Source organism: Lentzea nigeriaca (assembly GCF_016907955.1).
In the GTDB taxonomy this organism is placed as follows: Bacteria; Actinomycetota; Actinomycetes; order Mycobacteriales; family Pseudonocardiaceae; genus Lentzea; species Lentzea nigeriaca.
On the sequence record NZ_JAFBCX010000008.1, the window covers coordinates 305,410 to 327,296 of the forward strand.

Annotated in this window: 22 protein-coding genes; 19 read left to right on the forward strand and 3 right to left on the reverse strand. The window is 69.8% G+C overall.

Annotated features, from left to right (window positions below):
• The first annotated feature begins 76 nt into the window (after positions 1–76).
• Positions 77–1,297 carry an acetyl-CoA C-acetyltransferase gene (locus tag JOD27_RS28060; protein ID WP_204765268.1) on the forward strand — a complete coding sequence of 407 codons (1,221 nt, stop codon included), beginning with the start codon at positions 77–79 and terminating at the stop codon, positions 1,295–1,297.
• Between the two features lie 162 nt (positions 1,298–1,459).
• Entirely contained in the window at positions 1,460–1,669 is a 210-nt protein-coding gene (locus JOD27_RS28065; RefSeq protein ID WP_204765269.1) for a hypothetical protein, read from the forward strand.
• 60 nt (positions 1,670–1,729) lie between these two features.
• Here the strand turns inward: JOD27_RS28065 and JOD27_RS28070 are convergent, their stop codons facing one another.
• The gene (locus JOD27_RS28070) at positions 1,730–2,533 is read right to left on the reverse strand and encodes a Bax inhibitor-1/YccA family protein (protein WP_204765270.1); all 804 of its coding nucleotides are present in this window, start codon (positions 2,531–2,533) and stop codon (positions 1,730–1,732) included.
• Positions 2,534–2,850: 317 nt separating this feature from the next.
• On the opposite strand from JOD27_RS28070, the gene JOD27_RS28075 reads away from it, so the two are divergent.
• The 3 genes from JOD27_RS28075 to JOD27_RS28085 are packed head-to-tail and all read left to right on the forward strand — an operon-like array spanning position 2,851 to position 6,134.
• On the forward strand, positions 2,851–4,239 hold the full coding sequence (locus tag JOD27_RS28075; protein WP_204765271.1) for an MSCRAMM family protein: 1,389 nt from the start codon (positions 2,851–2,853) through the stop codon (positions 4,237–4,239).
• Entirely contained in the window at positions 4,224–4,928 is a 705-nt protein-coding gene (locus tag JOD27_RS28080; protein ID WP_307830353.1) for a class F sortase, read from the forward strand. Before JOD27_RS28075 ends, JOD27_RS28080 begins: the two co-directional genes overlap by 16 nt.
• Before the next feature lie 57 nt (positions 4,929–4,985).
• Complete coding sequence (locus JOD27_RS28085; protein ID WP_239569080.1) at positions 4,986–6,134, forward strand: polysaccharide deacetylase family protein; 1,149 nt, start codon at positions 4,986–4,988, stop codon at positions 6,132–6,134.
• Positions 6,135–6,233: 99 nt separating this feature from the next.
• Here JOD27_RS28085 and JOD27_RS28090 read toward each other — a convergent pair whose 3' ends face one another.
• Entirely contained in the window at positions 6,234–7,268 is a 1,035-nt protein-coding gene (locus JOD27_RS28090) for a PQQ-dependent sugar dehydrogenase (RefSeq protein WP_204765273.1), read from the reverse strand.
• A gap of 474 nt (positions 7,269–7,742) precedes the next feature.
• On the opposite strand from JOD27_RS28090, the gene pqqA reads away from it, so the two are divergent.
• The 14 genes from pqqA (at position 7,743) to JOD27_RS28160 (ending at position 20,628) form a co-directional block, all read left to right on the forward strand.
• Positions 7,743–7,865: a pyrroloquinoline quinone precursor peptide PqqA gene (gene pqqA, locus JOD27_RS28095; RefSeq protein WP_204765274.1), complete on the forward strand. Its 123-nt coding sequence runs from the start codon at positions 7,743–7,745 to the stop codon at positions 7,863–7,865.
• Between the two features lie 90 nt (positions 7,866–7,955).
• Positions 7,956–8,651: a pyrroloquinoline-quinone synthase PqqC gene (gene pqqC, locus JOD27_RS28100; protein ID WP_204765275.1), complete on the forward strand. Its 696-nt coding sequence runs from the start codon at positions 7,956–7,958 to the stop codon at positions 8,649–8,651.
• Entirely contained in the window at positions 8,648–8,926 is a 279-nt protein-coding gene (pqqD, locus tag JOD27_RS28105; protein ID WP_204765276.1) for a pyrroloquinoline quinone biosynthesis peptide chaperone PqqD, read from the forward strand. The genes pqqC and pqqD overlap by 4 nt, the downstream gene beginning before the upstream one ends.
• A complete protein-coding gene (gene pqqE / locus JOD27_RS28110) occupies positions 8,919–9,998 on the forward strand; it encodes a pyrroloquinoline quinone biosynthesis protein PqqE (protein ID WP_204765277.1) in 1,080 nt (359 codons plus the stop codon). The genes pqqD and pqqE overlap by 8 nt, the downstream gene beginning before the upstream one ends.
• A complete protein-coding gene (gene pqqB / locus JOD27_RS28115) occupies positions 9,995–10,876 on the forward strand; it encodes a pyrroloquinoline quinone biosynthesis protein PqqB (RefSeq protein ID WP_204765278.1) in 882 nt (293 codons plus the stop codon). Before pqqE ends, pqqB begins: the two co-directional genes overlap by 4 nt.
• Before the next feature lie 143 nt (positions 10,877–11,019).
• On the forward strand, positions 11,020–11,844 hold the full coding sequence (locus JOD27_RS28120; protein WP_204765279.1) for a DMT family transporter: 825 nt from the start codon (positions 11,020–11,022) through the stop codon (positions 11,842–11,844).
• On the forward strand, positions 11,841–12,776 hold the full coding sequence (locus tag JOD27_RS28125) for a polysaccharide deacetylase family protein (protein ID WP_204765280.1): 936 nt from the start codon (positions 11,841–11,843) through the stop codon (positions 12,774–12,776). Before JOD27_RS28120 ends, JOD27_RS28125 begins: the two co-directional genes overlap by 4 nt.
• A complete protein-coding gene (locus JOD27_RS28130) occupies positions 12,773–13,936 on the forward strand; it encodes an O-antigen ligase family protein (RefSeq protein ID WP_204765281.1) in 1,164 nt (387 codons plus the stop codon). The genes JOD27_RS28125 and JOD27_RS28130 overlap by 4 nt, the downstream gene beginning before the upstream one ends.
• Complete coding sequence (locus JOD27_RS28135) at positions 13,911–14,972, forward strand: glycosyltransferase (RefSeq protein ID WP_239569082.1); 1,062 nt, start codon at positions 13,911–13,913, stop codon at positions 14,970–14,972. The genes JOD27_RS28130 and JOD27_RS28135 overlap by 26 nt, the downstream gene beginning before the upstream one ends.
• Positions 14,969–15,838: a hypothetical protein gene (locus JOD27_RS28140; protein ID WP_204765282.1), complete on the forward strand. Its 870-nt coding sequence runs from the start codon at positions 14,969–14,971 to the stop codon at positions 15,836–15,838. Before JOD27_RS28135 ends, JOD27_RS28140 begins: the two co-directional genes overlap by 4 nt.
• The gene (locus JOD27_RS28145; protein WP_204765283.1) at positions 15,835–17,073 is read left to right on the forward strand and encodes a glycosyltransferase family 87 protein; all 1,239 of its coding nucleotides are present in this window, start codon (positions 15,835–15,837) and stop codon (positions 17,071–17,073) included. The genes JOD27_RS28140 and JOD27_RS28145 overlap by 4 nt, the downstream gene beginning before the upstream one ends.
• The gene (locus JOD27_RS28150) at positions 17,070–18,476 is read left to right on the forward strand and encodes an oligosaccharide flippase family protein (RefSeq protein ID WP_307830354.1); all 1,407 of its coding nucleotides are present in this window, start codon (positions 17,070–17,072) and stop codon (positions 18,474–18,476) included. The genes JOD27_RS28145 and JOD27_RS28150 overlap by 4 nt, the downstream gene beginning before the upstream one ends.
• 11 nt (positions 18,477–18,487) lie before the next feature.
• Positions 18,488–19,543, forward strand: a complete 1,056-nt coding sequence (locus JOD27_RS46830) for a glycosyltransferase (protein ID WP_307830355.1) — start codon at positions 18,488–18,490, stop codon at positions 19,541–19,543.
• On the forward strand, positions 19,540–20,628 hold the full coding sequence (locus tag JOD27_RS28160) for a glycosyltransferase family 4 protein (protein ID WP_204765285.1): 1,089 nt from the start codon (positions 19,540–19,542) through the stop codon (positions 20,626–20,628). The genes JOD27_RS46830 and JOD27_RS28160 overlap by 4 nt, the downstream gene beginning before the upstream one ends.
• On the opposite strand, the gene JOD27_RS28165 is transcribed toward JOD27_RS28160, so the two are convergent.
• Entirely contained in the window at positions 20,597–21,877 is a 1,281-nt protein-coding gene (locus JOD27_RS28165; RefSeq protein WP_307830356.1) for a putative glycoside hydrolase family 15 protein, read from the reverse strand. The two genes, JOD27_RS28160 and JOD27_RS28165, sit on opposite strands and share 32 nt — an antisense overlap.
• Positions 21,878–21,887 lie beyond the last annotated feature (10 nt).

Here is a 21,887-nt window from a genome sequence, read left to right on the forward strand (position 1 = left end):
TCACGTGCGCTGGCCGGGGTGAGCGGGCGTTAACTACGCTCGGCGGCAACCTTGACTCTCAACGAGGAGTTTCGTGATGCCTGAGGCCGTGATCGTCTCCGCTGCCCGCTCCCCCATCGGCCGCGCGGGCAAGGGCTCGCTGAAGGACGTGCGGCCGGACGACCTGGCCGCGCAGATGGTGCGAGCAGCGCTCGACAAGGTCCCCCAGCTCGACCCCGCGCAGATCGACGACCTGATGCTCGGCTGCGGCCTGCCCGGCGGCGAGCAGGGCTTCAACATGGCGCGCGTCGTCGCCGTGCTGCTCGGCCAGGACTCCCTGCCCGGCACGACCGTCACCCGGTACTGCGCCTCGTCGCTGCAGACGACGCGCATGGCCCTGCACGCCATCAAGGCCGGCGAGGGCGACGTGTTCATCTCGGCCGGTGTCGAGGCCGTCTCGCGGTTCGCGAAGGGCAGCTCCGACTCGTGGCCCGACACCCACAACCCGATCTTCGCCGACGCCGAGGCGCGCACCGTCTCGGTCGCCCAGTCCGGTGCTGACGAGTGGGTCGACCCGCGCACGCTCGACACCGTGCCGGACATCTACATCCCGATGGGCCAGACCGCCGAGAACCTGGCTCTGCTGAAGGGGATCTCGCGGCAGGAGATGGACGAGTTCGGCGTCCGCTCGCAGAACCTCGCGGAGAAGGCGATCGCGGACGGCTTCTGGGCTCGCGAGATCACGCCCGTGACGCTGCCCGACGGCACCGTGGTCTCCACCGACGACGGCCCGCGCGCCGGCGTGACGTACGAGGCCGTTTCCCAGCTGAAGCCGGTGTTCCGCCCCGACGGACGGATCAACGCCGGCAACTGCTGCCCGTTGAACGACGGCGCCGCGGCTCTCGTGATCATGTCCGACACGAAGGCGCGCGAACTCGGCATCACGCCGCTCGCCCGCATCGTGTCGACGGGCGTCTCGGGTCTCTCGCCGGAAATCATGGGTCTCGGCCCGGTCGAGGCCTCGAAGCGCGCCCTGGCGCTGGCCGGACTGTCGATCTCCGACATCGACCTCGTGGAGATCAACGAGGCGTTCGCGGCCCAGGTGATTCCGTCCTACCAGGACCTGGGAATCGATTTGGACCGCCTGAACGTGAATGGTGGCGCCATCGCCGTCGGTCACCCGTTCGGCATGACCGGCGCGCGCATCACCACGACCTTGATCAATTCCCTGCAGTTCCACGACAAGCAGTTCGGTCTCGAGACCATGTGCGTCGGCGGCGGCCAGGGCATGGCGATGGTGATCGAGCGCCTGAGCTGAGCTTTTTTCAAGATCTGCAAATTGACGGCTGCAAGTAGCTCTGCTTCACCCGAACGGAGCTACTTGCCTGCCGTCTTTCTGCCGATGACGTAATTCGTCGCGCAACGGCGTCATCCGGCGAAGGGGAGTCCGTCCCTACCCGATGAGTTAGGAGGGTCGGACATGCCGTACGTGTGGTGGCAAAGCGAATACGACCTGCAATGCCATGCTTTCTCCCTCGACCAGGCCGATGGTTCCCGGAGCTTTTACGAGGCCGTCTGCGAACACTCGGTGCCCGACGAGCGGGTGTCGCGTGCCCAGGCGGGTGCTCTCTGCACGACCTGCCTGATCAAGGTGGGCACCGAACTGCCCGACGTGCGCTGGCGGGCCTGAGGCCCCAGAACGCCGAAAGGGCGCCCCGCCGAAGCGAAGCGCCCTCCGTGAGCCTGGACGTCAGTCCGAGTTGAAGTACGACAGCAGGCGCAGGATCTCGGTGTACAGCCACACCAGGGTGACCGTGAGACCGAACGCGATCTGCCACGCGTACTTGGCCGGCACACCGGCCCGGATCGCCTGGTCGGCGGCGTCGAAGTCGATCAGGAAGCTGAACGCCGCGAGGCCGATGCAGACGAGGCTGAAGATGATCGCGAGCGGACCACCAGAGCGGAGGCCGAGGCCGCCGTCGGTGAAGAAGCTCATGATCAGGTTGAAGAGCATGAGGACGGCGACGCCGATGATCGCGCCGGTGATCCACTTGGTGAACTTCGGCGTGACGCGGATCGCGCCCGTCTTGTAGACCACGAGCATGCCGGCGAAGACGCCGATCGTGCCGATGATCGCCTGGCCGATGACCACGACGCCCTGGCCGGGAGTGCGGGTCCAAGTGTCGATCATGCGGCCGATGATGCCGCTGAACGCGCCGAGGAAGACACCTTCGACGGCGGCGTAGGCGATGACCAACGGCGGGCTCGGCACGCGCTTGAACGAGATGATCAGGCCGAGCACCAGGCCGATGATCGCGGCCGGGAAGAGCAGTCCCCACGCCTTCATGAGGTATGTGGCGATCGCACCGACTGCCACCAGGGCCAGCGTGATGCCGGTCTTGGTGACGACGTCGTCGATCGTCATGGGCCGCTCGCTGGTCAGCGGCGGCGGAGCCTGCTGGTAGCCAGCTTCGGGCTGGCCGAAGCCTGCATAGCCTCCGTAACCGCCGCCTGTCGGCAGGTTACGGAAAGCCGGGTTGCTGCTGGAGCGCACCTGGTCCTCCTGGGGCGTTGCTTTACGCCGTCACGGGTACAACGAGCACGCTTGGTGCCAGGTTCCCCGTCGGTAAAGGGGACTTTACCCCTGACGACGATCACACGTGCGCAAATACTGCGCTAACTCCGGAGCGTAGTGAGATTACGGCGTGTCGCGGCGTGTCACTCACAAACCGAGTAAGGCCCGTCACGTTCCCCTCGCGTTCACACCCAGAGTGACGACACACATCCCCCTCGTGGCGGCTTGTCGCCGGTGTGGGGTACCGACAAGCTCGCACGCGGTGGTATCACAGGCCAGAGGGGGCCAAGATCCAAATGGGCTGGAAACGTCTTGCCGCCGTGGCGGCGGTCTCGGGGCTCGTGCTCCTGGCCGCACCCACGACGGCGACCGCAGTCGGCGTCAAGGGCATCGGCCACAACGCGTCAGAGCGCCAGCCCCACGCCGTGCCGGGCAGCGAGTGGCACGGGTCATACGTCTACCAGGACAAGCAGGTGTGGTGCGTGCAATACGCGCTGCCCGCGCCGGACAGCAGCGTTCCCTACAAGCAAGGTGATCTGCTGCGGACGAAGGCGGGCAAGGAGCTGCAGCCCGACATCGCGGCGAACATCTCCTATCTCCTGCTGCGTTACTCCACGACCAAGTCGCCGGACGAGGCTGCCGCGCTCGCGCACCTTCTGCACACCTGGACCTCCCCGGTCGACGGAGCTGTGCGCCTCGACACGGACGACCAGAGGTTCCTCGCCTACGACTCCGCGTTCTACGCCTCGAGGCTGCCGCAGTCCGTCATGGACGCCGTCGCGCGCCTGAAGGCCGACGCCGAGGCCAACCGCGGCCCGTGGACGCTCACCGTCACCACGCCGAAGGAACCGCTGATCATCGGCACCGAGTCGAGCTGGACCGCGTCGCTCGTCAAGGCGAGCGGCAAGGGCGTGCCCAGCGCGCCGATCGACTTCACGCTGACCGACGCGACGCTCGTCGACGGCAGTGTCGGCGGCAGGGTCACGACGGACGCCGACGGCAACCCGGCCACGATCAAGGTCGTCCCGACGGGCCCGAAGCCGTCGATCACGGTGAACGCGGACTCCCCCGCCGACAAGCCGGTCGTGCACCAGCCGATCCCGACGGACGACATGCAGCGCATGGTCACCACCGGCGGCGAGAAGAAGCTCAACGCCAACGCCAGCGGGCAGGCCAAGACCGCGCCCGGCAAGGTGAAGATCACGAAGATCGACTCCGAGACCAAGAAGGCCATCGCGGGCGTCGCGCTGCGCGTCACGTCAAAGGACCAGACGAAGCCCGCGCTCAAGCAGGACGACACCGAGCTCGTCGGCACCGACGGCAAGCCGCTGGTGCTGCAGACCGGCGCCGACGGCACGGTCGAGGTCCCGGACCTGCGCACCCCGCAGGACATCTGCCTGGTCGAGGTGGCCGCACCGAAGGGGTACGAGGAGTTCTTCGACCCGAAGGCGCCGCCCGCCTCGTGCGGCACGGTCGCGGCGGGGCAGACGCTCGCGCTGGAGATGGTGAACAAGCCGAACAAGCCGGTCGTGCCCAGCACGATCCCGGCCGGTCAGGACGGCACGACGCCCGTCGCGACCGCGTCGTTCGACACGCAGCTGCGTCCGGTTCTGATGCTCGCGGTCGGTGGCCTGGTGCTGCTCGGTGCGGCGCTGGCAGGCTTCCTGGTGTGGCGCAGGCAGTGAGTCCCAAGGCGTTTCTGACCGGCGTGCTGGTGGCTGGCGTCGCCGCCACCAGCGTGCTGGTCACCACGTCCGAGACCGAGGTCCTCAAAGGACACGCGATCGCGGACGAGATCCCCGTGGTCGGTCCGGGGCCGGTGGCCGACAGCCTCAGCACGGGCCGGGGCGCCGACCTCACGGGGCTCGTCGGCGGGTCCAACACGGCGGGCGCCACGCCCGCCGACCCGACCCAGCAGCAACCCGCGCCGCCCAAGGCCGGTCCCGGTTCGGTCCGATTACCCGCGGGCGGCACCGCCACGCTGGTGCGCCGCGAGGTGAAGGACGGCGTGCTGCCCGTTCCCGACGGCATCGGCGAGGCCACCTGGTGGGGTACCGAGCTCGCGGGCTCCGAGGGCGCGACGGTGCTCGCCGGGCACGTCGACTGGAAGGGCGCCAAGGGTCCCTTCGCCGAGCTGTGGCAGGCGCAGAACGGCCGCGAGGTCGTGATCGCCGACAGCGCGGGCAAGGAGTTCCGGTTCCGCATCACGCAGATCGAGACGGTTCGCAAGGACGAGCTGCCCGCCCGCGCCGTCGAGTTCTTCGGCCCGCGCGGCCCGCACCGGTTGGTGCTGGTCACCTGCGGTGGCACGTGGATCGGCGGACAACAGGGCTACGAGGCGAACCGCGTGGTGATCGCCGACCCCGTTGGGTGACGAAGCAACCCGTTCAGGTGACCAGTCGTCTTCTGAAGTGTGAAACGCTGGGGATGGTTGACCACGGGGGTGGCGCTCGCGCTGGCTCTCGTGCTGGTGATGACTCTCGGTCCGAACAAGGACGAGCAGAACCAGGCGGACTCCGGCCCCTTGCCGATGGCACCGCGACTGCCCGCGCCCAAGGACGCCGGCCCGACGCCGACGGTGCCCGCGCCGACCCCCGAGCAGCTGCAGAAGCAGCCGTGGATGCACAAGCTCGCGCCTGGTGAGAAGCCGCCGCAGTTCGTGCTGTTCTCCTTCGACGGCGCCGTGTCCAAGCAGCACTGGGACAAGGTCCTGCCGATCGCGAAGGCCAAGAAGGCCCACGTCACGGGTCTGCTCTCCGGCGTCTACATGCTGTCGGAGCAGGACAAGATGCAGTACCAGCCGCCGGCCGGTCTCAAGCGCGGCGTCTCCGACATCTCGTTCGGCGGCACGCCGCAGGACATCGCGGCCAGGATCGGCTACCTGAACCAGGTGATCGCCGACGGACACGAGATCGGCACGCACTACAACGGCCACTTCTGCTCCGGCGGCACCCAGCCGTCGGTAGACAAGTGGGACAACAAGGCCTGGAACGACGAGCTCACCCAGTTCAAGCAGATCGTGGACAGGGCGCGGGCCGCCGGGTTCAAGCTGCCCGCCGACGCAGTCCGGGGTGGACGGACGCCGTGTCTGGAAGGCAACTGGGACCAGGCTTTCCCCGCGATGGCCGCACACGGCCTGGTCTACGACACCAGCAAGGTCGCGCTGGGCGTGCAGTGGCCGACCGTCCAAAACGGACTGTACGAGTTCCCGATGCCCGAGGTGCGCGTGCCCGCGCTGGGCAAGCAGGTCGTCATGATGGACTTCAACCTCTGGTACTCGCTCAACGCCGCCAAGGACGAACCCTGGCGTTCCGCCGAGTTCGCCCAGATCGTCTTCGACACGTACAAGTCGGTGCACCAGGCCGCGTTGAACGGCAACCGCGCGCCGCTCGTGATCGGCAACCACTTCAACGAGTGGAACGGCTCGGCGTTCTCCAACGCGATGGAGCAGTTCCTCGAGTACGTGTGCGACAAGCCGGAAACGGTGTGCGCCACGTACACCGAGGTGATCCAGTGGATGCAGTTGCAGGATCCGGCGGTGCTGGACCAGCTCCGCCGGATGCCCGCAGCCCGCAACTGACGTCACCCACCCGTGTTTGCTGACAGTACGCGGGGACCTTTCGTACTCCAGGAGCGTACGAAGGGTCCCCGCGTGCGCTTTCAACAGCACCCGATCGGGTTAGCCGTCGGTCGAGATGATCCGGTCGTCGTTCGCACCCGGCGAGCCGTTGTTGTCCTGGTTGGACGTTCCGAGCCACAACGTGCCGTCCGGCGCGGGAGCCACCGCGCGCACGCGGCCGTACCCCGTGAACACCGCCTGCGGGGTGCCGAGCGAGGTGCCGTTCACCGGGATCTTCCACACGCGCTTGCCGGTGACCGCGCCGATGTACAACGCGTTCTTGTGGAAGCCGATGCCGGACGGACCGGCCTGGCTGGTGCTCCACGTCTTGACCGGGTTGGTCATGCCCGCGGTGTTGCAGTTGCCCTCACAGGTCGGCCAGCCGTAGTTCTTGCCGGCCTCGATCCGGTTGAGCTCGTCGGTCTGGCTGTTGCCGAACTCGGTGGCGTACGCGGTGTTGCCGACCCACGTGATGCCCTGGACGTTGCGGTGGCCGATCGAGTAGACGATGCTGCCGGCGCGAGGGTTGCCGGCAGCGGGCTTGCCCGCCGTGTCGAAGCGGAGCACCTTGCCGCCCAACGAGTTCCAGTTCTGCGCGTTGTTCGTGTTCTGGCCGTCGCCCGTGGTGGCCCACAGGTAGCCATCGGGACCGAACTCGAGGCCGCCGCCGTTGTGGTAGCGGTTCCTGGGAATCCCGCTCACGATCACCTGCGGGGTGCCGCCCAGCTTGAGCTTGGCGATGCGGTTGTCGCTCGCGGTTGAGTAGTAGATGAAGATCGAGTTGTCGGTCGCGAACGTCTTCGACACGGCGAGGCCGAGGAGTCCGCCTTCGCCACCGGTCGTCTGGGCCTGTTCCACGGTGTCCAGTTCGGTCACGGTGGTGCCCTTGATCTTCTTGATCTTGCGGGTGTCCCGCTCGGTGAAGATGCCACTGCCGTCCGGCAGGAACTCGATGTCCCACGGGATGTCCAGCTTCGTGGCGAGGGTCCGCTCGGCGAGCGCCGACGGGCCGTCCTGGGCCGATGCCGGCATGACGCTGAGGGTTGCGGCCACAGCGGTGCAGGCTGCCGCGGCTGCGATACGACGAGCACGCATGTGTGCTCTCCTTCGGGTCCGCTCGTGATTAGGCTGCGGCGGCGGCGTTGCAGGGCGTGTTTACCCAATCACACATCGAATTAGCCCACAACAGTCATCGGATGCCTGTGGCTCAACACGTCGGGTAGCCACGTCAGCCGCCGTCGGCGATGTTGCGTGAAGACGCCGGTGCCGTCCGGCAGGAAGTCGATGCTCCAGGCCGACGTATGCACTTCGACGAGCACACATGGGGTGCGCCCTCGACTTTCGCGTCGTGCGGCGACGGCGTGGGACCTCCAGATACAACCACGGTGTGTAGCCGGGCCCGCAGCCGCCGATCGGGTCACCCCTCCGATGACTTTAGGTAACTTTATGTACGGTCTGGACCTCGGCCACCCACAAGACATAACGTGTGGTTCGCCGCCGCGCCCCACGGAAAGTGCCGCGCGCCCTGGCAATTGGGGCACGCCGGCCGGAGACCCGAGGAGTTGCGCCATGAACGTTGTCGTCACCACTGCCGAGCAGAAGCTTCCCGAGGTCAAGCGCGAGTGGGTCAAGCCCGACTTCCGCGACTTCGAGACGCCGATGGAGGTCACCGCCTACGCGGCCCGCAGCTGACGTCAGGCTCCGTGCCGGGGTTCCTGTCTCTCCTGCCGGGAACCCCGGTCCCCCGCGTCTTTTCCCGGTAGACCGAGGAGTCCGAAGCCCATGACCGCCCTTGCACCCGAGGAGTTCGTCGCCGAGCTCCGCGCCCTCGCGCCCCGGTACTGGGACAGCCACCCGTTCCACCTGCGCATGCACGCGGGCCGGCTGAGCAAGCACGAGCTGCAGGCGTGGGCCGCGAACCGCTGGTACTACCAGCGCTGCATCGCGCAGAAGGACGCCGCGATCCTCTCCAACTGCCCGTTGCCGGAAATCCGGCGCCAGTGGCGTGAGCGGATCATCTGGCACGACGGCACCAAGCCCGGCGAGGGCGGCGCCGAGAACTGGATCCGCCTCGCGGAGGCCGTGGGGCTGACGCGGGAAGAGGTGCTCGACGAACGGCACGTGCTGCCCGGCACGAGGTTCGCCGTCGACGCCTACGTGAACTTCGCGCGCACCAAGCCGTGGGTGGAGGCGATCGCCTCCGGGCTCACCGAGATGTTCTCCGGTGCGTTGATGCGCAGACGTTTGGCGGCATTGCGGGAGCAGTACCCGTGGATCGCCGAGGAAGGCTTCGCCTACTTCACCAACCGCATCCAGGCCGTCGCCGGTGAGGGACGGGCCACTTTGGACATCGTGGTCGAGCACTCGCGCACCCGCGCCCAGCAGGAAGCCGCTGTCGCCGCGCTGTCGTTCAAGTGCGACGTGCTGCGGGCCGTGCTGGACGCCGTGGACTACTACTCGGGCAAGGGAAAGCCGTGACGACCGCCGTCGCGCTCGACGCCGTGCCGCACATCCGGCGCGGCGTGAAGTGCACCTACGACCAGATCCGCGGGGCGCACGTCGTCCTGTTCCCCGAGGGTGTGCTGGTGCTGAACGAGACCGCCGCCTCGGTCGTGGCGCTGTGCGACGGGGTTCGGTCGGTCGGGGACATCGCGCTGGCGCTGGGCGACGTCTACGCGGGTGTGCAGCCCGAGGACATCGCCGAGCTGGTGGCGCGACTCGTGGAGCGGAGGGTGGTGGACGTCGATGGCTGAGGCCCCGTTCGGTCTGCTGGCCGAGCTGACGCACCGGTGCCCGTTGCAGTGCGGCTACTGCTCGAACCCCGTCGAGCTGGTGCGCCGTGACGCCGAGCTGGACACCGAGTCGTGGCGCCGGGTGTTCGACCAGGCGCGGGCGTTGGGCGCACTGCAGATCCACCTGTCCGGCGGAGAACCGTTGCTGCGCCCGGATCTGCCCGAACTGGTGACGCACGCGAACAGCCTCGGCTGCTACGTCAACCTGGTGACGTCGGGAGTGGGTCTGTCGCGGGACCGGTTGCGGGAGCTGGCCTCGCGCGGTGTCGACCACGTGCAGCTCTCGTTGCAGGACGCGACCCGCATCGGCAACGACAGGATCGCGGGCATCAAGGCGTTCGACCGGAAGGTGGAGGCGGCGGCTCACATCCGCGAGGAGGGCCTGCCCCTGACCGTCAACACGGTGCTGCACCGGCAGAACCTCGACAACATCGCCGGGATCATCGCGATGGCCGAGGAGATGGGCGCCGAACGGCTGGAGCTCGCCAACACCCAGTACTACGGCTGGGCCCTGCGCAACCGGGCGGTTCTGCTGCCGACCCGCGAACAGCTCGCGCACGCCGACCCGATCGCCGCCGCCGCGCAGGAACGGCTGCGCGGGCGGATGGAGATCGTCTACGTCATCGCCGACTACCACGAGGCCCACCCCAAGCCCTGCATGTACGGGTGGGGTGCGCGGCAGCTGACCGTGGCGCCGAACGGCGACGTGCTCCCCTGTCCCGCCGCCACGGTGATCTCGTCGCTGAAGATCGAGAACGTGCGCGACTCGTCGTTGCACGACATCTGGCACAACTCTCCGTCCTTCAACGCCTTCCGCGGCTTCGAGTGGATGAAGGACCCGTGCCGCTCGTGCCCGCGCAAGGAGATCGACTTCGGCGGGTGCCGGTGCCAGGCGTTCCAGCTCACCGGTGACGCCGCCAACACCGACCCGGTGTGCTCCCTGTCGCCCTCGCGGTCCACTGTGGACCTGATCCTGGAGACCGAGATGGCGCCTTCCGAGGTGCCCGCGATGGCGATGAGGAAGATGAGTTGAAAGCTGTCCTGCTCGGCACCACCGCCGGTGGCGGTTTCCCGCAGTGGAACTGCGCGTGCGCTCTGTGCGTGCGTGCTCGTTCCGGCGAGCTGCCCTCGCGGTCGCAGGACTGCCTCGCGATCAGCGGCAACGGCACCGACTGGTGGCTGGTCAACGCGTCGCCGGACATCCGGACGCAGATCGCCGCCTGTTCACTGCTGAACCCCGGTCCCGGCCCGCGGGACACACCGATCCGCGGCGCGTTGTTCACCGACGCCGAGCTGGACCACACGCTGGGGCTGCTGACGTTGCGCGGCGGGGCAGGGCTGACGGTGTGGGCGCCCGGCACCGTGCTGCACGCGTTGCAGGACCAGTTCGACCTGCGCACGGTGATCGACGGCTACGCGCCGCTGGCGTGGCGGCAGGTGGAGGCGGATCAGTCGTTCGACCTCGGTGGTCTGCGCGTGTCGGCGATCCCGATCAGCGGCAAGAGGCCGAAGTACGCCCGTTCGTCCACTGTGGATGGCCATTGGGTGGTCGCGTACCGCTTCGCCGACCCGGTCACGGGCGGCGTGCTGGTCTACGCGCCGTGCCTGGCATCGTGGCCCGCGGGCTTCGACGACGTGGTGGCCGGTGCCGACTGCCTGCTGCTCGACGGCACGTTCTACGCGGCGTCCGAGATGGGTTCGGCGACAGGCAGCTCGTCCGGCCAGGCCGCGATGGGCCACCTGCCGATCACGCACAGCCTGCCGGAGCTACGGCGATTTCCCGACGTGCGGCGTATCTACACGCACCTGAACAACACCAACCCGGTGCTCGACCCGGAGTCCGCGGAGTCGGTGAAGCTGCGTGAGGCGGGCGTCGAAGCGCCACTGGACGGCACCGTCATCGAGCTCTGATTCCTCACCCTTTCAGGCAAATCATCTCCACTTTCGAGCGATAAACAATCGCCAATTCTTGCGTTGAGTTGTCACATATCCCTCTAATGGGTAACGCCCTCGCGGCTCCGTATTCTTCGGGGCCTTGACGAGGGAGATTCTGCATGTCGGGATACCTTGAGCTCGTTGTCTCCACCACGCTCTACGGCCTGGGCATCGTCGCCCAGACGGTGGCCGCGCAGCGTGCGGACAGGAGGCCGGGAACCGGACTGGGACTTCTCGCCCGGTTGGCCAAGGACCGCCTCTATCTGCTCGGTTTCGCGGGCCAGGTGGGCGGTTTCGGGTTCGCGTTCCTCGCCCGCGCCGAGCTTCCGCTCTACCTGGTGCAGGCGGGGTCGTCGTGCGCCGTCGGACTCGCGACCGCGTTCGGCCTGCTGGTGCTGAAGTGGCGCGTGCGGCCGCTGGAGGTCGGCGTGCTCGTGATGATGGCGGCCGGGCTCGTCCTGCTGGTCACCGCGTCGGAGTCGTCGGTGGCGAAGGACATCCCGACGGTGCCGGGCCTGATCTTCCTGGGGCTGCCGCTGCTCGTGATCGTGTTCTGCTCGCGGGCCGCGCAGGGCGCGAGCTCCGTCCTCGTCTCGGTGCTCGCCGGAACGGCCTTCGCCGTGGTGGCGATCATCGGACGATCCGTGGCGGACGAGTCGTTGCCCGCCCTGCTGCTGAACACGTTGACGTGGCTGATGATCGTGGCGGCGCTGGTGGGCCAGTCCTGCCTCGCGGTGGCGTTGCAGCGCGGCACGGCCACGTCGGCGGTGGCGGCGATGGACGCGACGACGGTGGTGCTCACGTCGGTCGTCGGCATCGGGATGCTGGGCGACCGGATCACGCCGGGCTGGGAGTGGGCCGTCGGGTCCGGCATGACGCTCGTCGTGGCCGGCGTGCTGGTGCTGGGGTCCCCGAGCCGCACCACCGCGGAGGTGGCCGGATGAGACCCGCGAGCGTCTCGCTGGACCTGGACAACCTGTGGGCCTACCTCAAGACCCACGGCGACCCCGGCTGGGAAAGCAGGCCGAGCTTCCTCGCCACGGCCGTGCCGCGGCTGCTGGACGTCTTCGGTGAACACCGGCTCACCACCACGGTTTTCGTGGTCGGGGCGGACGCCGAACGTGACGACGGAGCCCAGGCCGTCCGCGATGTCGTGGCGGCGGGGCACGAGGTCGCGAACCACTCGTGGGGCCACGAGCCCTGGCTGCACCGGTACTCCCGGTCCGAGCTGGAGGCGGAGCTGGTCAGGGCCGAGGACGCGATCGTGGCCGCGGGGGCTCCGCGACCCGTCGGGTTCCGCGGTCCTGGGTACAGCGTCACCCCGGCATTGCTGGAGATTCTCGCCGCGCGCGGCTACCGCTACGACGCGAGCACCCTGCCGACGTGGATCGGCCCGCTGGCCCGCGCCTACCACAACCGCACGGCCGCGCGGGGTGCCGCAGACGATCTCTTCGGCGGTTTCGGCAAGGTCCTGGCGCCGAACACCCCGTTCCGCTGGCACGGCACCGGCCTGGTCGAGCTGCCGGTCACGACGGTGCCGTTGCTGCGCGTACCGATCCACGGCGCGTACCTGTTGCAACTGCACCAGATCTCGCCGCGGCTGGCACGCGGGTACTTCCGCGCCGCGCTGCGGTTGTGCCTGCTGACCGGCACCACGCCGTCGTTGCTGCTGCACCCGACGGACGTGCTGAGCGGTGCCGAGGCGCCGGGGATGGAGTTCTTCCCCGGCATGGCGGTGCCGAGTGCCGAGAAGGCTGCGTTGCTCGGCTGGGTGCTTTCGGTGCTGCGGCGGCACTTCGACGTCGTCGGCACCGGTGAGCACGTCGACCGGCTGTCGGGGCTGCTGCGGGAGCGCCGGACGGAGCTGTGCGGATGACGTGGCTGCTGCGCGTGCCGGCGTGCGCGACGGTCCTGCTGGCTCCGGTGGAGGGTTATCTGCAGGAGGTGCACCCGCACCTCGCCAAGGTGGCGCCGGCGGTGCTGATCGTGTCGTGGGCCGTGCAACGGGCGCGGGAACGCCGTTGGCCCGCAGCGCATCCGCTGCACGCGGTGCTGGCGCTGCTCGGCGTGGTGCTGCTGGCGTCCGCGGCCGTGCACGCCGGTGATCCGTTCACGCTGGACTACGCCCAGCGCTTCCTGCCCTTCCTGGTGATCACCGCCGTGCTGGTCGACGTCGTGGCGCGCGAGGTGCCGGTACGGGCGGTGCTCGGAGCAGCGGTCGGCGGTGCGGTGTTCGCGGCGGTCGGCGCGTTGTACAGCCTGGTCTTCGAAGGCGCGTCACGAGCGACCGGCCCGCTGGAGGACCCCAACGACCTCGCGTTCTTCCTGGTGGCGGCGCTGCCGTTGCTGATCGCCCTGCCTCATCGGAAGTTCCTCCTGCCGGTCGCCGCGGTGCTGGCGGCGGGTGCGGCGGCGACGTTCTCGCGCGGTGGTGGCCTCGCGCTGGCCGCCGCCGCGTTGTGGCTCGTGGCGCGTCGTGCCGTGTCGATACGTGCGGTCGCGGTGGCGGTGGGCGGGCTCGCGGTCATCGGGCTCGGCGCCGTGGTGTTCGCGGGCCCGGTGCTGGACAGGGCGCTCGCGGAGAAGACGTACATCGCGGCGACCAATGTGGACACTCGCGAGCTGCGCTGGCAGGCCGCCGCCCGCATGCTGGCCGGCAACCCGGTGCTCGGAGTCGGACCGGGCGGGTTCCGCAGCTCGTACGCGGCGGCCTCGCGCAACGCCGAGATCGACGAGCAGTCGCCGGTGGCGCACAACATCTACCTGGAGATCGGCGCGGAGCTCGGCCTGCCCGGCCTCGCCTGCTTCCTCGGCGCGATCGCGCTGGCGTTCGTGTCGGCGGAACGCGTGCTGCGCGCCGCCGCCGTCCGGTCGATGCTCGCGATCCAGGCGTCGCTGATCGCCGCGCTGGTCGCCTCGACCTTCCTGTCAGAGCAGTACTACCTGCCGATCTGGTCGCTGGTCGCGGTGGCGATCGCGGCCGGCCTGCGCCATGAGGAGAGTGAGCGCGATGCGTGTGTTGCACGTCATCAGTGAGATGGGCGCCGGAGGAGCCGAAGCCGTCGTGGCGGGGATGGTGCGGTCCGGTGGCGATTTCGGCTGGGAGTCGGGCATCGCGAGCGGGGGCGGGCACCGCGCGGAGGCGTTGCGGGCGCAGGGCTTCTCGACGTTCGACGTACCGGTGCCGCGACGCAGGGCGCTCGGCGTGCTGCGCGCCGCTTCCGCTGTGCGGTCGGCTGTCCGCTCTTTCTCGCCTGATGTTCTGCTGGCGCACAACGTGTCCGCGAGCCTCGTGTCCCGGCTGGCGGCGCGCGGCCGGCCGGTGGCGACGGTGTTCCACGGCGTCTCCGAGTCGGATCTCGGTGGTGCGGCACGGGTTCTGCGGCGGACGTCGCGTGCGGTGGTGGCCGTCGCCGAGGCGAGTGCGGACCGGTTGCGTGCCTTGGGTGTCGGCGCCGAGGTGATCCCGAACGCGGTGTTCGCCGAGCCGCCGCGGGTCGACCGTGCCGCGATCCGCGGTGTGCTCGGCATCGGCCCCGACGTGCCGGTCGCGTTGTGCCCGGCCCGCCTCGAACCCCAGAAGCGGCACGACGTGCTGCTGGAGGCGTGGTCGAGGGTCGCGGGTGCCGTCCTGCTGCTGGCGGGCGCCGGCAGTCTCCGCGCGGACCTGGAACAGCGCGCCGCGGAACTCGAGGTGGCGGACCGGGTGCGCTTCCTCGGCACCAGGTGCGACGTTCCCGACCTGCTGGAGGCCGCGGACGTCGTGGTGCTCACCAGCGACTGGGAGGGCATGCCGATCGCGGTGCTGGAGGCGCTGGCCGCCGGCCGTCCGGTCGTTGCGTCCGATGTGGACGGTGTGCGCGAGGCACTGGCCGGTGGCGGCGGCGTGCTGGTTCCCCGCCGCTCACCCACCGAGACCGCGGCAGCGCTGGCCTCGTTCCTGTTCGACGCGCGGGCGTGTGCCACGGCCGGCGCCGCGGGTCGTGCCGCCGTCGAACGCGACCACGACCCGCACACCTTCATGAAGTCCTACGACGTACTGCTCCGAACCATTGCGGGAGAACGACGGTGAACAAGCGCACGCTGCTGGAGGCGACGGCCGTGGCGCTGGTCGTCGCGGTGCTCGTGCTGGCGGTGACGTCACTGCGCGGCGAACAGTACGAGAGCCGGGTGGCCGTGCTCGCCGTGCCCGCCACGCAGACCGACTCCGCCGCCCAGTACGGCGAAGTGGCCTCGCTCGCGATGCCGGCGATCGTCCAGCTGGTGCACAGCCCGACCGTCCTGGACGCCGCCGCGCGCGCTTCGGGCAGCACCTCCCGTGAGATCGCCTCTGGCGTCGGCGTGGAACTGGTCCCGGCGTCCGGTCTCGCCCGCCTGACGGTGCGAGCGGGTTCGGCGGACAGGGCTTCCGCCGCCGTGACGGCGGTCGCCAAGGCCGTGGGAGAGGCGAACCTCCTCGCTCCCGCCGGCCGGTTGCGGGTGCTCGACGAACGCCCGGACACCGCGCGGGTGGCGCCGGACTGGAAGCTCGCGGCAGGGCTCGCCCTGGCCGCGGCACTGGCGGCGGGTGTCGCGACCGTGGCCGTGCGGACCCTGCGCAGGCCGCGCACCGGCGAGGCGGCCGTGCGGGCTGCCGTCGCCGCGGCCGGGGTGCGACATCCGGTGGCGCTGGTGCGCGAGGACGACCCCGGCATGATCGACCGGCTGACCGCGCTGTGCGTGGCGGCGGCCAGGCCGGTGCGGGTGATCCCGGCGGACCACGGGCTCACCGCGCAGGCGGAGTCGCTCGCGGAGTCGTTGCCGGACAAGGCGGGCGAGCCCGGTGAGGGCGCCGTGGTGATCGCGGTCGCCGACGGTGAGAGCGAGCCGGGTGACCTGGCGGCGGCGCTCGCGGTGCTGCCGGGGTCCGCGATGCTGGTGGCGGTGGTCCTGACGTGATCACCACGACCAAGCCCGGCACCCGCACCGTCGTCACGATCGCGGTCGCCATCGTCGGTGCGTTCAGCGCCGCACGTACCCTGCGTCCGTCATGGGAGGTCCCCACCCCCACCGAGGCGAACCTCCCCGAGGAACGCCTGCAGGACTTCCGGGACGCACTGTTTTTCCCGATCCGCGAGTTCCTGGCGGGCGGCAACCCGTACGACCCGGCAGCGATGTTCGAGCACTGGCCGGTGCGGCAGAACTTCAACCTCTACCAGCCGTACCACCTCGTGCTGCACATGCCGTTCGCGTTGCCCGAGTACCGGATCGGCGCGATCGCGTTCGCCCTGGCGTCCTTGCTGCTGCTGGGAGTTCTCGGGTTGCTGGCGGCCCGGCGCGCGAAGCTGCCGCTCGTGCTCGGCACCATCGTGATCGCGACGCTGCTGGTGACGAGCCAGGTCGGCAAGGCGCAGCTGTACGTGGGGCAGGTCAACCCGTTGATCGCGGTGGGCGCGGCGGCGGCGTTGATGGCGCGGTCGAGTCATCCGCGGGTGGCGGCGCTCGGGCTGGCGGTGGCGTGGCTGAAGCCGCAGTTCGGGTTGCCGTTGGCGGTGCTGCTGTTCGCCCGCGGCTCGCGGCGGGTCGCGCTCGGCGGCACCGTCATCGCTGCGCTCGCAAGCCTGCCCGTGGTGGCGCTGCTCATCTTCCGGGGCGGGGGTGTCGGGCCGTACCTCGACGTGATCGCGGCGAACCTCGCGCATGCCGGCGGAACCAGTTACGGCGCCGTGGATTCCCCGACCGCGCAACGCGTGGATCTTCCGGCCGTGTTCTTCCGGGTCACGGACTGGCTGCCGCCCGCGGCCGAGCTCGTGGCGCTGGTCGGTGTGCTGGCCGCCACGGCCTGCCTGGCGAGGAAACTCGATCGGGGTGACGACGACAACCGATCGCTCGCTGAGCTGATCACGTGTGTCGGCGCGGTCGTGGCGATGGTGCATCAGCCCGGTGACGTGTTGATCGCCGTGCCCGCCATGACCGCGGTCGCCGTGGTGTGCTGGCGGTGCAGGAAAGAACGCGACTGGCTGCTCACCGGCTTCGCGGTGCTGGCCCTGCTGGTTCCGTTCGCGCACCTGTACTTCGTCAACAGCACCATCGTCGGGGCGTTCGGCCAGCGGGTCGACGTGACGGTGGACGGTGTCGCGATCGTCGTCGCCTGGGTGCTGCTGGTCCTCGTCGCGGCCAGGAAACGCGCGTGACGAACGAGATCGGCGAGCGGGCGGTCCGGGGATCACTGTGGCTCTTCGCGGTCAACGTCGTCAGCAAGGGCTGTCAGATCGCGATCACGCTGGTGCTCGCGGCGCTGCTCACCGAGGACGGTCTCGGCGTGGTGTCGCTCGTCGTATCGCTGGTCAACATCGGCCAGGTCGTGCAGTCCGCGGGCGTCTACGACGTGATCAGCCGCACGAACCGCGATCCGCGACAGCTCGCGGGCACCGTGCTGACGTCGAGCATCGGTGGTGGCGCGACGCTGGCCGCCCTGCTGATGCTCACGGCGGAACCGCTCGGCACCGCGCTCGGGGCGCCGGCCACCCTCATCAGGGTCGCGGCGCTCAGCCTGCCGTTCACGGCGATCGGTGGCGTCCAGATGGCGATGATGCACCGTGACCTGGACTTCCGGCGCCGGATGCTGCCGGACGCGGGCGGGATGGTGCTGGGCACGGCGGTCACGATCGTCCTGGCAGCACTGGGTTCCGGCCCGCTCGCGGTGGCAGTGGGCCTGGTGTGCAACGCCATCGCGCAGCCCGTGCTGGCGGTGGTCGCGGGGGCACGGGTGTGGCCGGGTTGGGACCGCGAATCCGCGCGGGAAGCCTTGCGGTGGACGGCTGTCGTCGGCCCCGGCGCCGTGGTCGCCACGCTGCTGATCAACGTGGACTACCTGACGATCGGGCACGTGCTCGGCCCGTCCGCCGTAGGTGTGTACTCGCTCGCGTTCCGGATCGCCTGGATGCCGTACATCGTCGTGGCCGTCGTGCTGGGCGGCGTGATGTTCCCGGTGTGCGCCGAGCTGATCCGAAGTGGACAGTGCGTGTCCGGTGCCGTGCTGCGGTTCACCAGGGCCGCGCTCATGATCACCAGCGGGCTCTTCGTGGTCATCGCGCTGCTCGCGGACCACGTGGTGCTGTTCGGCGAACGCTGGGCGCCGGCGGGACCGGTGCTGATGACGTTGTGCGCCTATGGACTCGGCCTCGGCCTGTTGCACACCTGGTACCAGGTGATCCGCGCCGCCGGGCACGCGCGGTGGTACCTCGCCCTCGAGGTGACGCACCTGGTCGCCCTGCTGAGCGCGCTGGCCGTGACCACGCGGCACGGTGTGCTCGCCGTGGCGATCGCTCAGGCCGCGATCGTCTGGTTGCTCGTGCCCCTCACCTGGTGGGTGCTGACGCGGCACGGACTCGCGTTCCCGCCATGCGAACTGGGCCGCACCACAGCCGGACTGCTCACGGCCTCCGCGGCCTGCGCGGCCGTCGCCCGCCTGCTCCCGGACACCGACGGCGTCGCGGGCGCACTGCTCGCCGGGCTGGCGTTGCTCGGCGTCTACGCGGCGGTCGTGCTGCCGCTCAACCGTGAAGCCGTCCGCGAACTGCGAGGCAGCCTGTGAAGGTCGTGCACGTGACGCAGCCGGTCGAGGCGGGCGTCGCCAAGGTGGTCCTCGATCTCGCGCTGGCACAACAGGCCGCCGGGTGGGACGTGCACGTGGTGTGCCCGCCGCACGGCTGGCTCCCCACTCAGATCCACACCCACGCGTGGCACGCGACCCGCTCACCAGGACCGGCCACCCCGCGAGAAACGCACAAGCTGCGCAAGCTGCTGAAAGACCTGCGTCCCGACATCGTGCACCTGCACAGCTCGAAGGCCGGGCTGACCGGCAGGCTCGCGGTGCGCGGCCGGATCACGACGATCTTCCAGCCGCACCTGTGGTCGTTCCGCCTCTCAGAGGGTCTGCTGCGACGGGCGTGCGTGCGCTGGGAAGCGTTCGCCTCGCGGTGGACGCACCAGCTGGTGTGCGTGAGTGACGACGAACTCGCCTCCGGACGCGCGGCAGGAGTGACCGCACCGGCCGAGGTCGTGTGCAACGGCGTCGACACCACGCGACTGCGCCCGGCAGACCGAACCGCGGCACGCCAACGGCTCGGGCTGCCGGAACGGCCGACGGTGGTGTGCGTCGGCCGGTTGGCACCACAGAAGGGCCAGGACCTCCTGCTCGCCGCCTGGCCGAAGGTGCTCGCGAACGTCCCCGACGCCCAGCTGGTGCTGGTCGGCGACGGTCCAATGAGGACTGAATGGCAGCAGGACCAGGAGTCCGTCCTGTGGTGGGGTCGCAGCGACGCCACCACAGACTTCTACGCCGCCGCTGACGTCGTCGTCCTGCCGTCACGTGCCGAGGGCATGGCCCTGGTCGCGCTGGAAGCCATGGCCTGCGGTCGTTCCGTCGTGGCGTTCGACGTGGACGGCGTACGGCAGAGCCTCGGGTCAGCAGGGGCCGTCGTCCCGAAGGAGGACGTGGCCGCACTCGCTCAAGCACTCGTGGCACGGCTCGCCGACCCGTCGCTCGCGGACCGGGAAGGCCGTGCCGGACGCCGGCGTGCCGAGACGTTGTTCGACAGCGCCCGCATGACCGACCAGATCATCACGCTCGTGGAGAAGCTCGAAGGAGATGCCCGGTGAGGGTCGCGTACCTGCTGACCCAGGACCGGGGTGGCCCGGTCGACGTCGCAGTCCGGCTCGCCGCAGCGCTGCAGGCCGGTGGCGAGGCCGAGGTCAAGGTGTTCGGCCCGGTTCCCGCCCGCGACGCGCAGCTCGTCGAGCACGAGGAGGTCACCGTGCCGCACAAGGGTGATCTGCGCGCAAGCCGGCAGGCCCGCGCGGCGCTGCGGGCGTGGCAACCGGACGTCGTGCACGCGCAGGACCGCCGCAGCGGCCTCGTCTGCGCCGGGCTCGGCGACATCCCGGTCGTGCACACCTACCACGGCGTGCCGGACGACGTGACCGAGCCGTGGTTCCGCGGCGCCGCACGGGCACCGAGACCATCGACGTACACGATGACCGTGCTCGCCGCGGATGCCCTCGTCGCACGCCGCGTCGACCGCACGGTCGTGCCCTCACCCGCGATGGGCAAGTTCCTCCGCGAACGATTGCGCGTGCCCGCCCACCGCATCGCACACATCGACAACTGCGTCCCGATCGGCGCCGCCGAGCCGCCCGCCACGCCGGTGCGCCACCTGTTGTTCGTCGGTCTTCTGGTGGAACGCAAGGGCTTGCCCACGTTGCTGGAAGCACTGCCACGTGCGATGCCGCCGGACGCGACGCTCACCGTCGTCGGTGACGGCCCGCTGCGCGCCAGGTGCGAACGGCTCGCGGAAGGCCTCCCCGTCGAGTTCCTCGGCTTCCGCGCGGACGTGCCGGAGCTGCTGCGCAAGCACGACGCGTTGGTGCTGCCGTCCACAATGGAACAGCAGCCGCTCGTCGTCGCCGAGGCGATGGCGGCGGGGAAGCCGGTGGTGGCAACGGACACCGGCGGCGTCGCGGACATGCTCGACGTGCCGGGCACCGCGCTCCGCCTCGCTTCGCCGGGTGACGCGGCCTCGCTGGCCAAGCAACTGCGCGCGCTCTTCGCCGACCTGGACCCGGCCTGGACGGGCCGGCTCCTGGCCGAGCGGGCGAAGGAGCGCTTCAGCCCCGAGGTGTGCGCTGGGCGGCACCTGGAGCTGTACCGCGGCCTCAGCCGGTCTCTGCCGGTTTCGTCGGCTTGACCGGTGGAGTGGTGGGCACGGCTTTCGGCTTGACGAGCACCTTGGCGTCCGCGCCGGGCAGCTCGAACGGCCCCGGCACCGGCACCCCGTTGATGTCCACCAACCCGGCGGGCGGCGTCACCTGAGCCGGATTGCCGGTCGGGTTCACCGCCACCCAGCCGTTGCTGAAGCCACGCGTCCACAACCCGTTGGGCAACCGGTTCGCCGTCTCGACCGCCTCGCCGAGCCCGGCCTCCTGGTACTGCGACCACGCCGGGTTCTCGTAGTCGGGAGCCGCACCGTTCCAGCACGTGTACGGCCCGGCGAGCAGCGCCGCCGTGGCGTAACCGACGCGTTCCTCGCGCGGGCTGGCGGTGTGCGTGACCAGCAACAGCCAGGACTCGCCGAGCGCGGCCTGGGCGCGCAGTTCCTTCCACTCGTTGCCGCGGAACGTGAGCAGCTCGCCGTTGCCGCCGTCGTCGCGCAGCCCGAAGTTCTCCTCCATCGCCCCGTCGTACCGGGAGTGCGCGGTCCACCTGCCCGGTCGCAGGTGCGACTCGGACACGTTGGGAACCAGCATCTTCCCCGCCTTCTGCAGCTCGTCACCGGCGATGCCGAGGAACGAGTCGAAGCCGTCGCGCAGCAGCCGGTCGGTGGCCTCGACGTCGGCGGTGCCCTTGAGCAAGGCCGGCGAGTAGAACCTCAACGAGCTGAAGTCGTTGTCCGCCAGCACTCCGTCCCAGCCCTCGCGGACGACCTCCTCGACGACCGCCGTCGTCCACGCGCGTTGGTAGGCCTCGGTCCACACCGTCATCTGCCAGTGCTTCTCGTAACCACTCCACTCGATCCGCTGGTCGGCGGTGTCGACGGCGAACCACTCCGGGTGCGCCTTCTCCGTGGCGACGTACCCGAGCCCGGTCGGCAGGTACTTCGCGTCGATGCCGTTGTCGACGGTGCCCGGATAGTTGCGGGTGCTGGAGAAGTCCTTGTACACCAGCACTTTCACCTTGGGGTTCAGCTGGCGCAGCCGCTTGAGGGCAGCCGTCTCCCACGAGTTCAGCACCACGAGGCCGAAGTGCTGTGCGGCGAACTTGAGCTGGAGCGACGTGGGTTTCGCGCCGATGCCGTACCACCACGCGCACGGCGCGAGCGGTTTCGGCGGCGGACCGCTGACGATCGACGGTTCCGGCGGAGCGAGGCTCTCCTGCGCCGCTCTCTCGTCGACCGGCAGGAACGTACAGGCGGTCGTGGTGAACACCAGCAGTGCCACCAGAGACCGT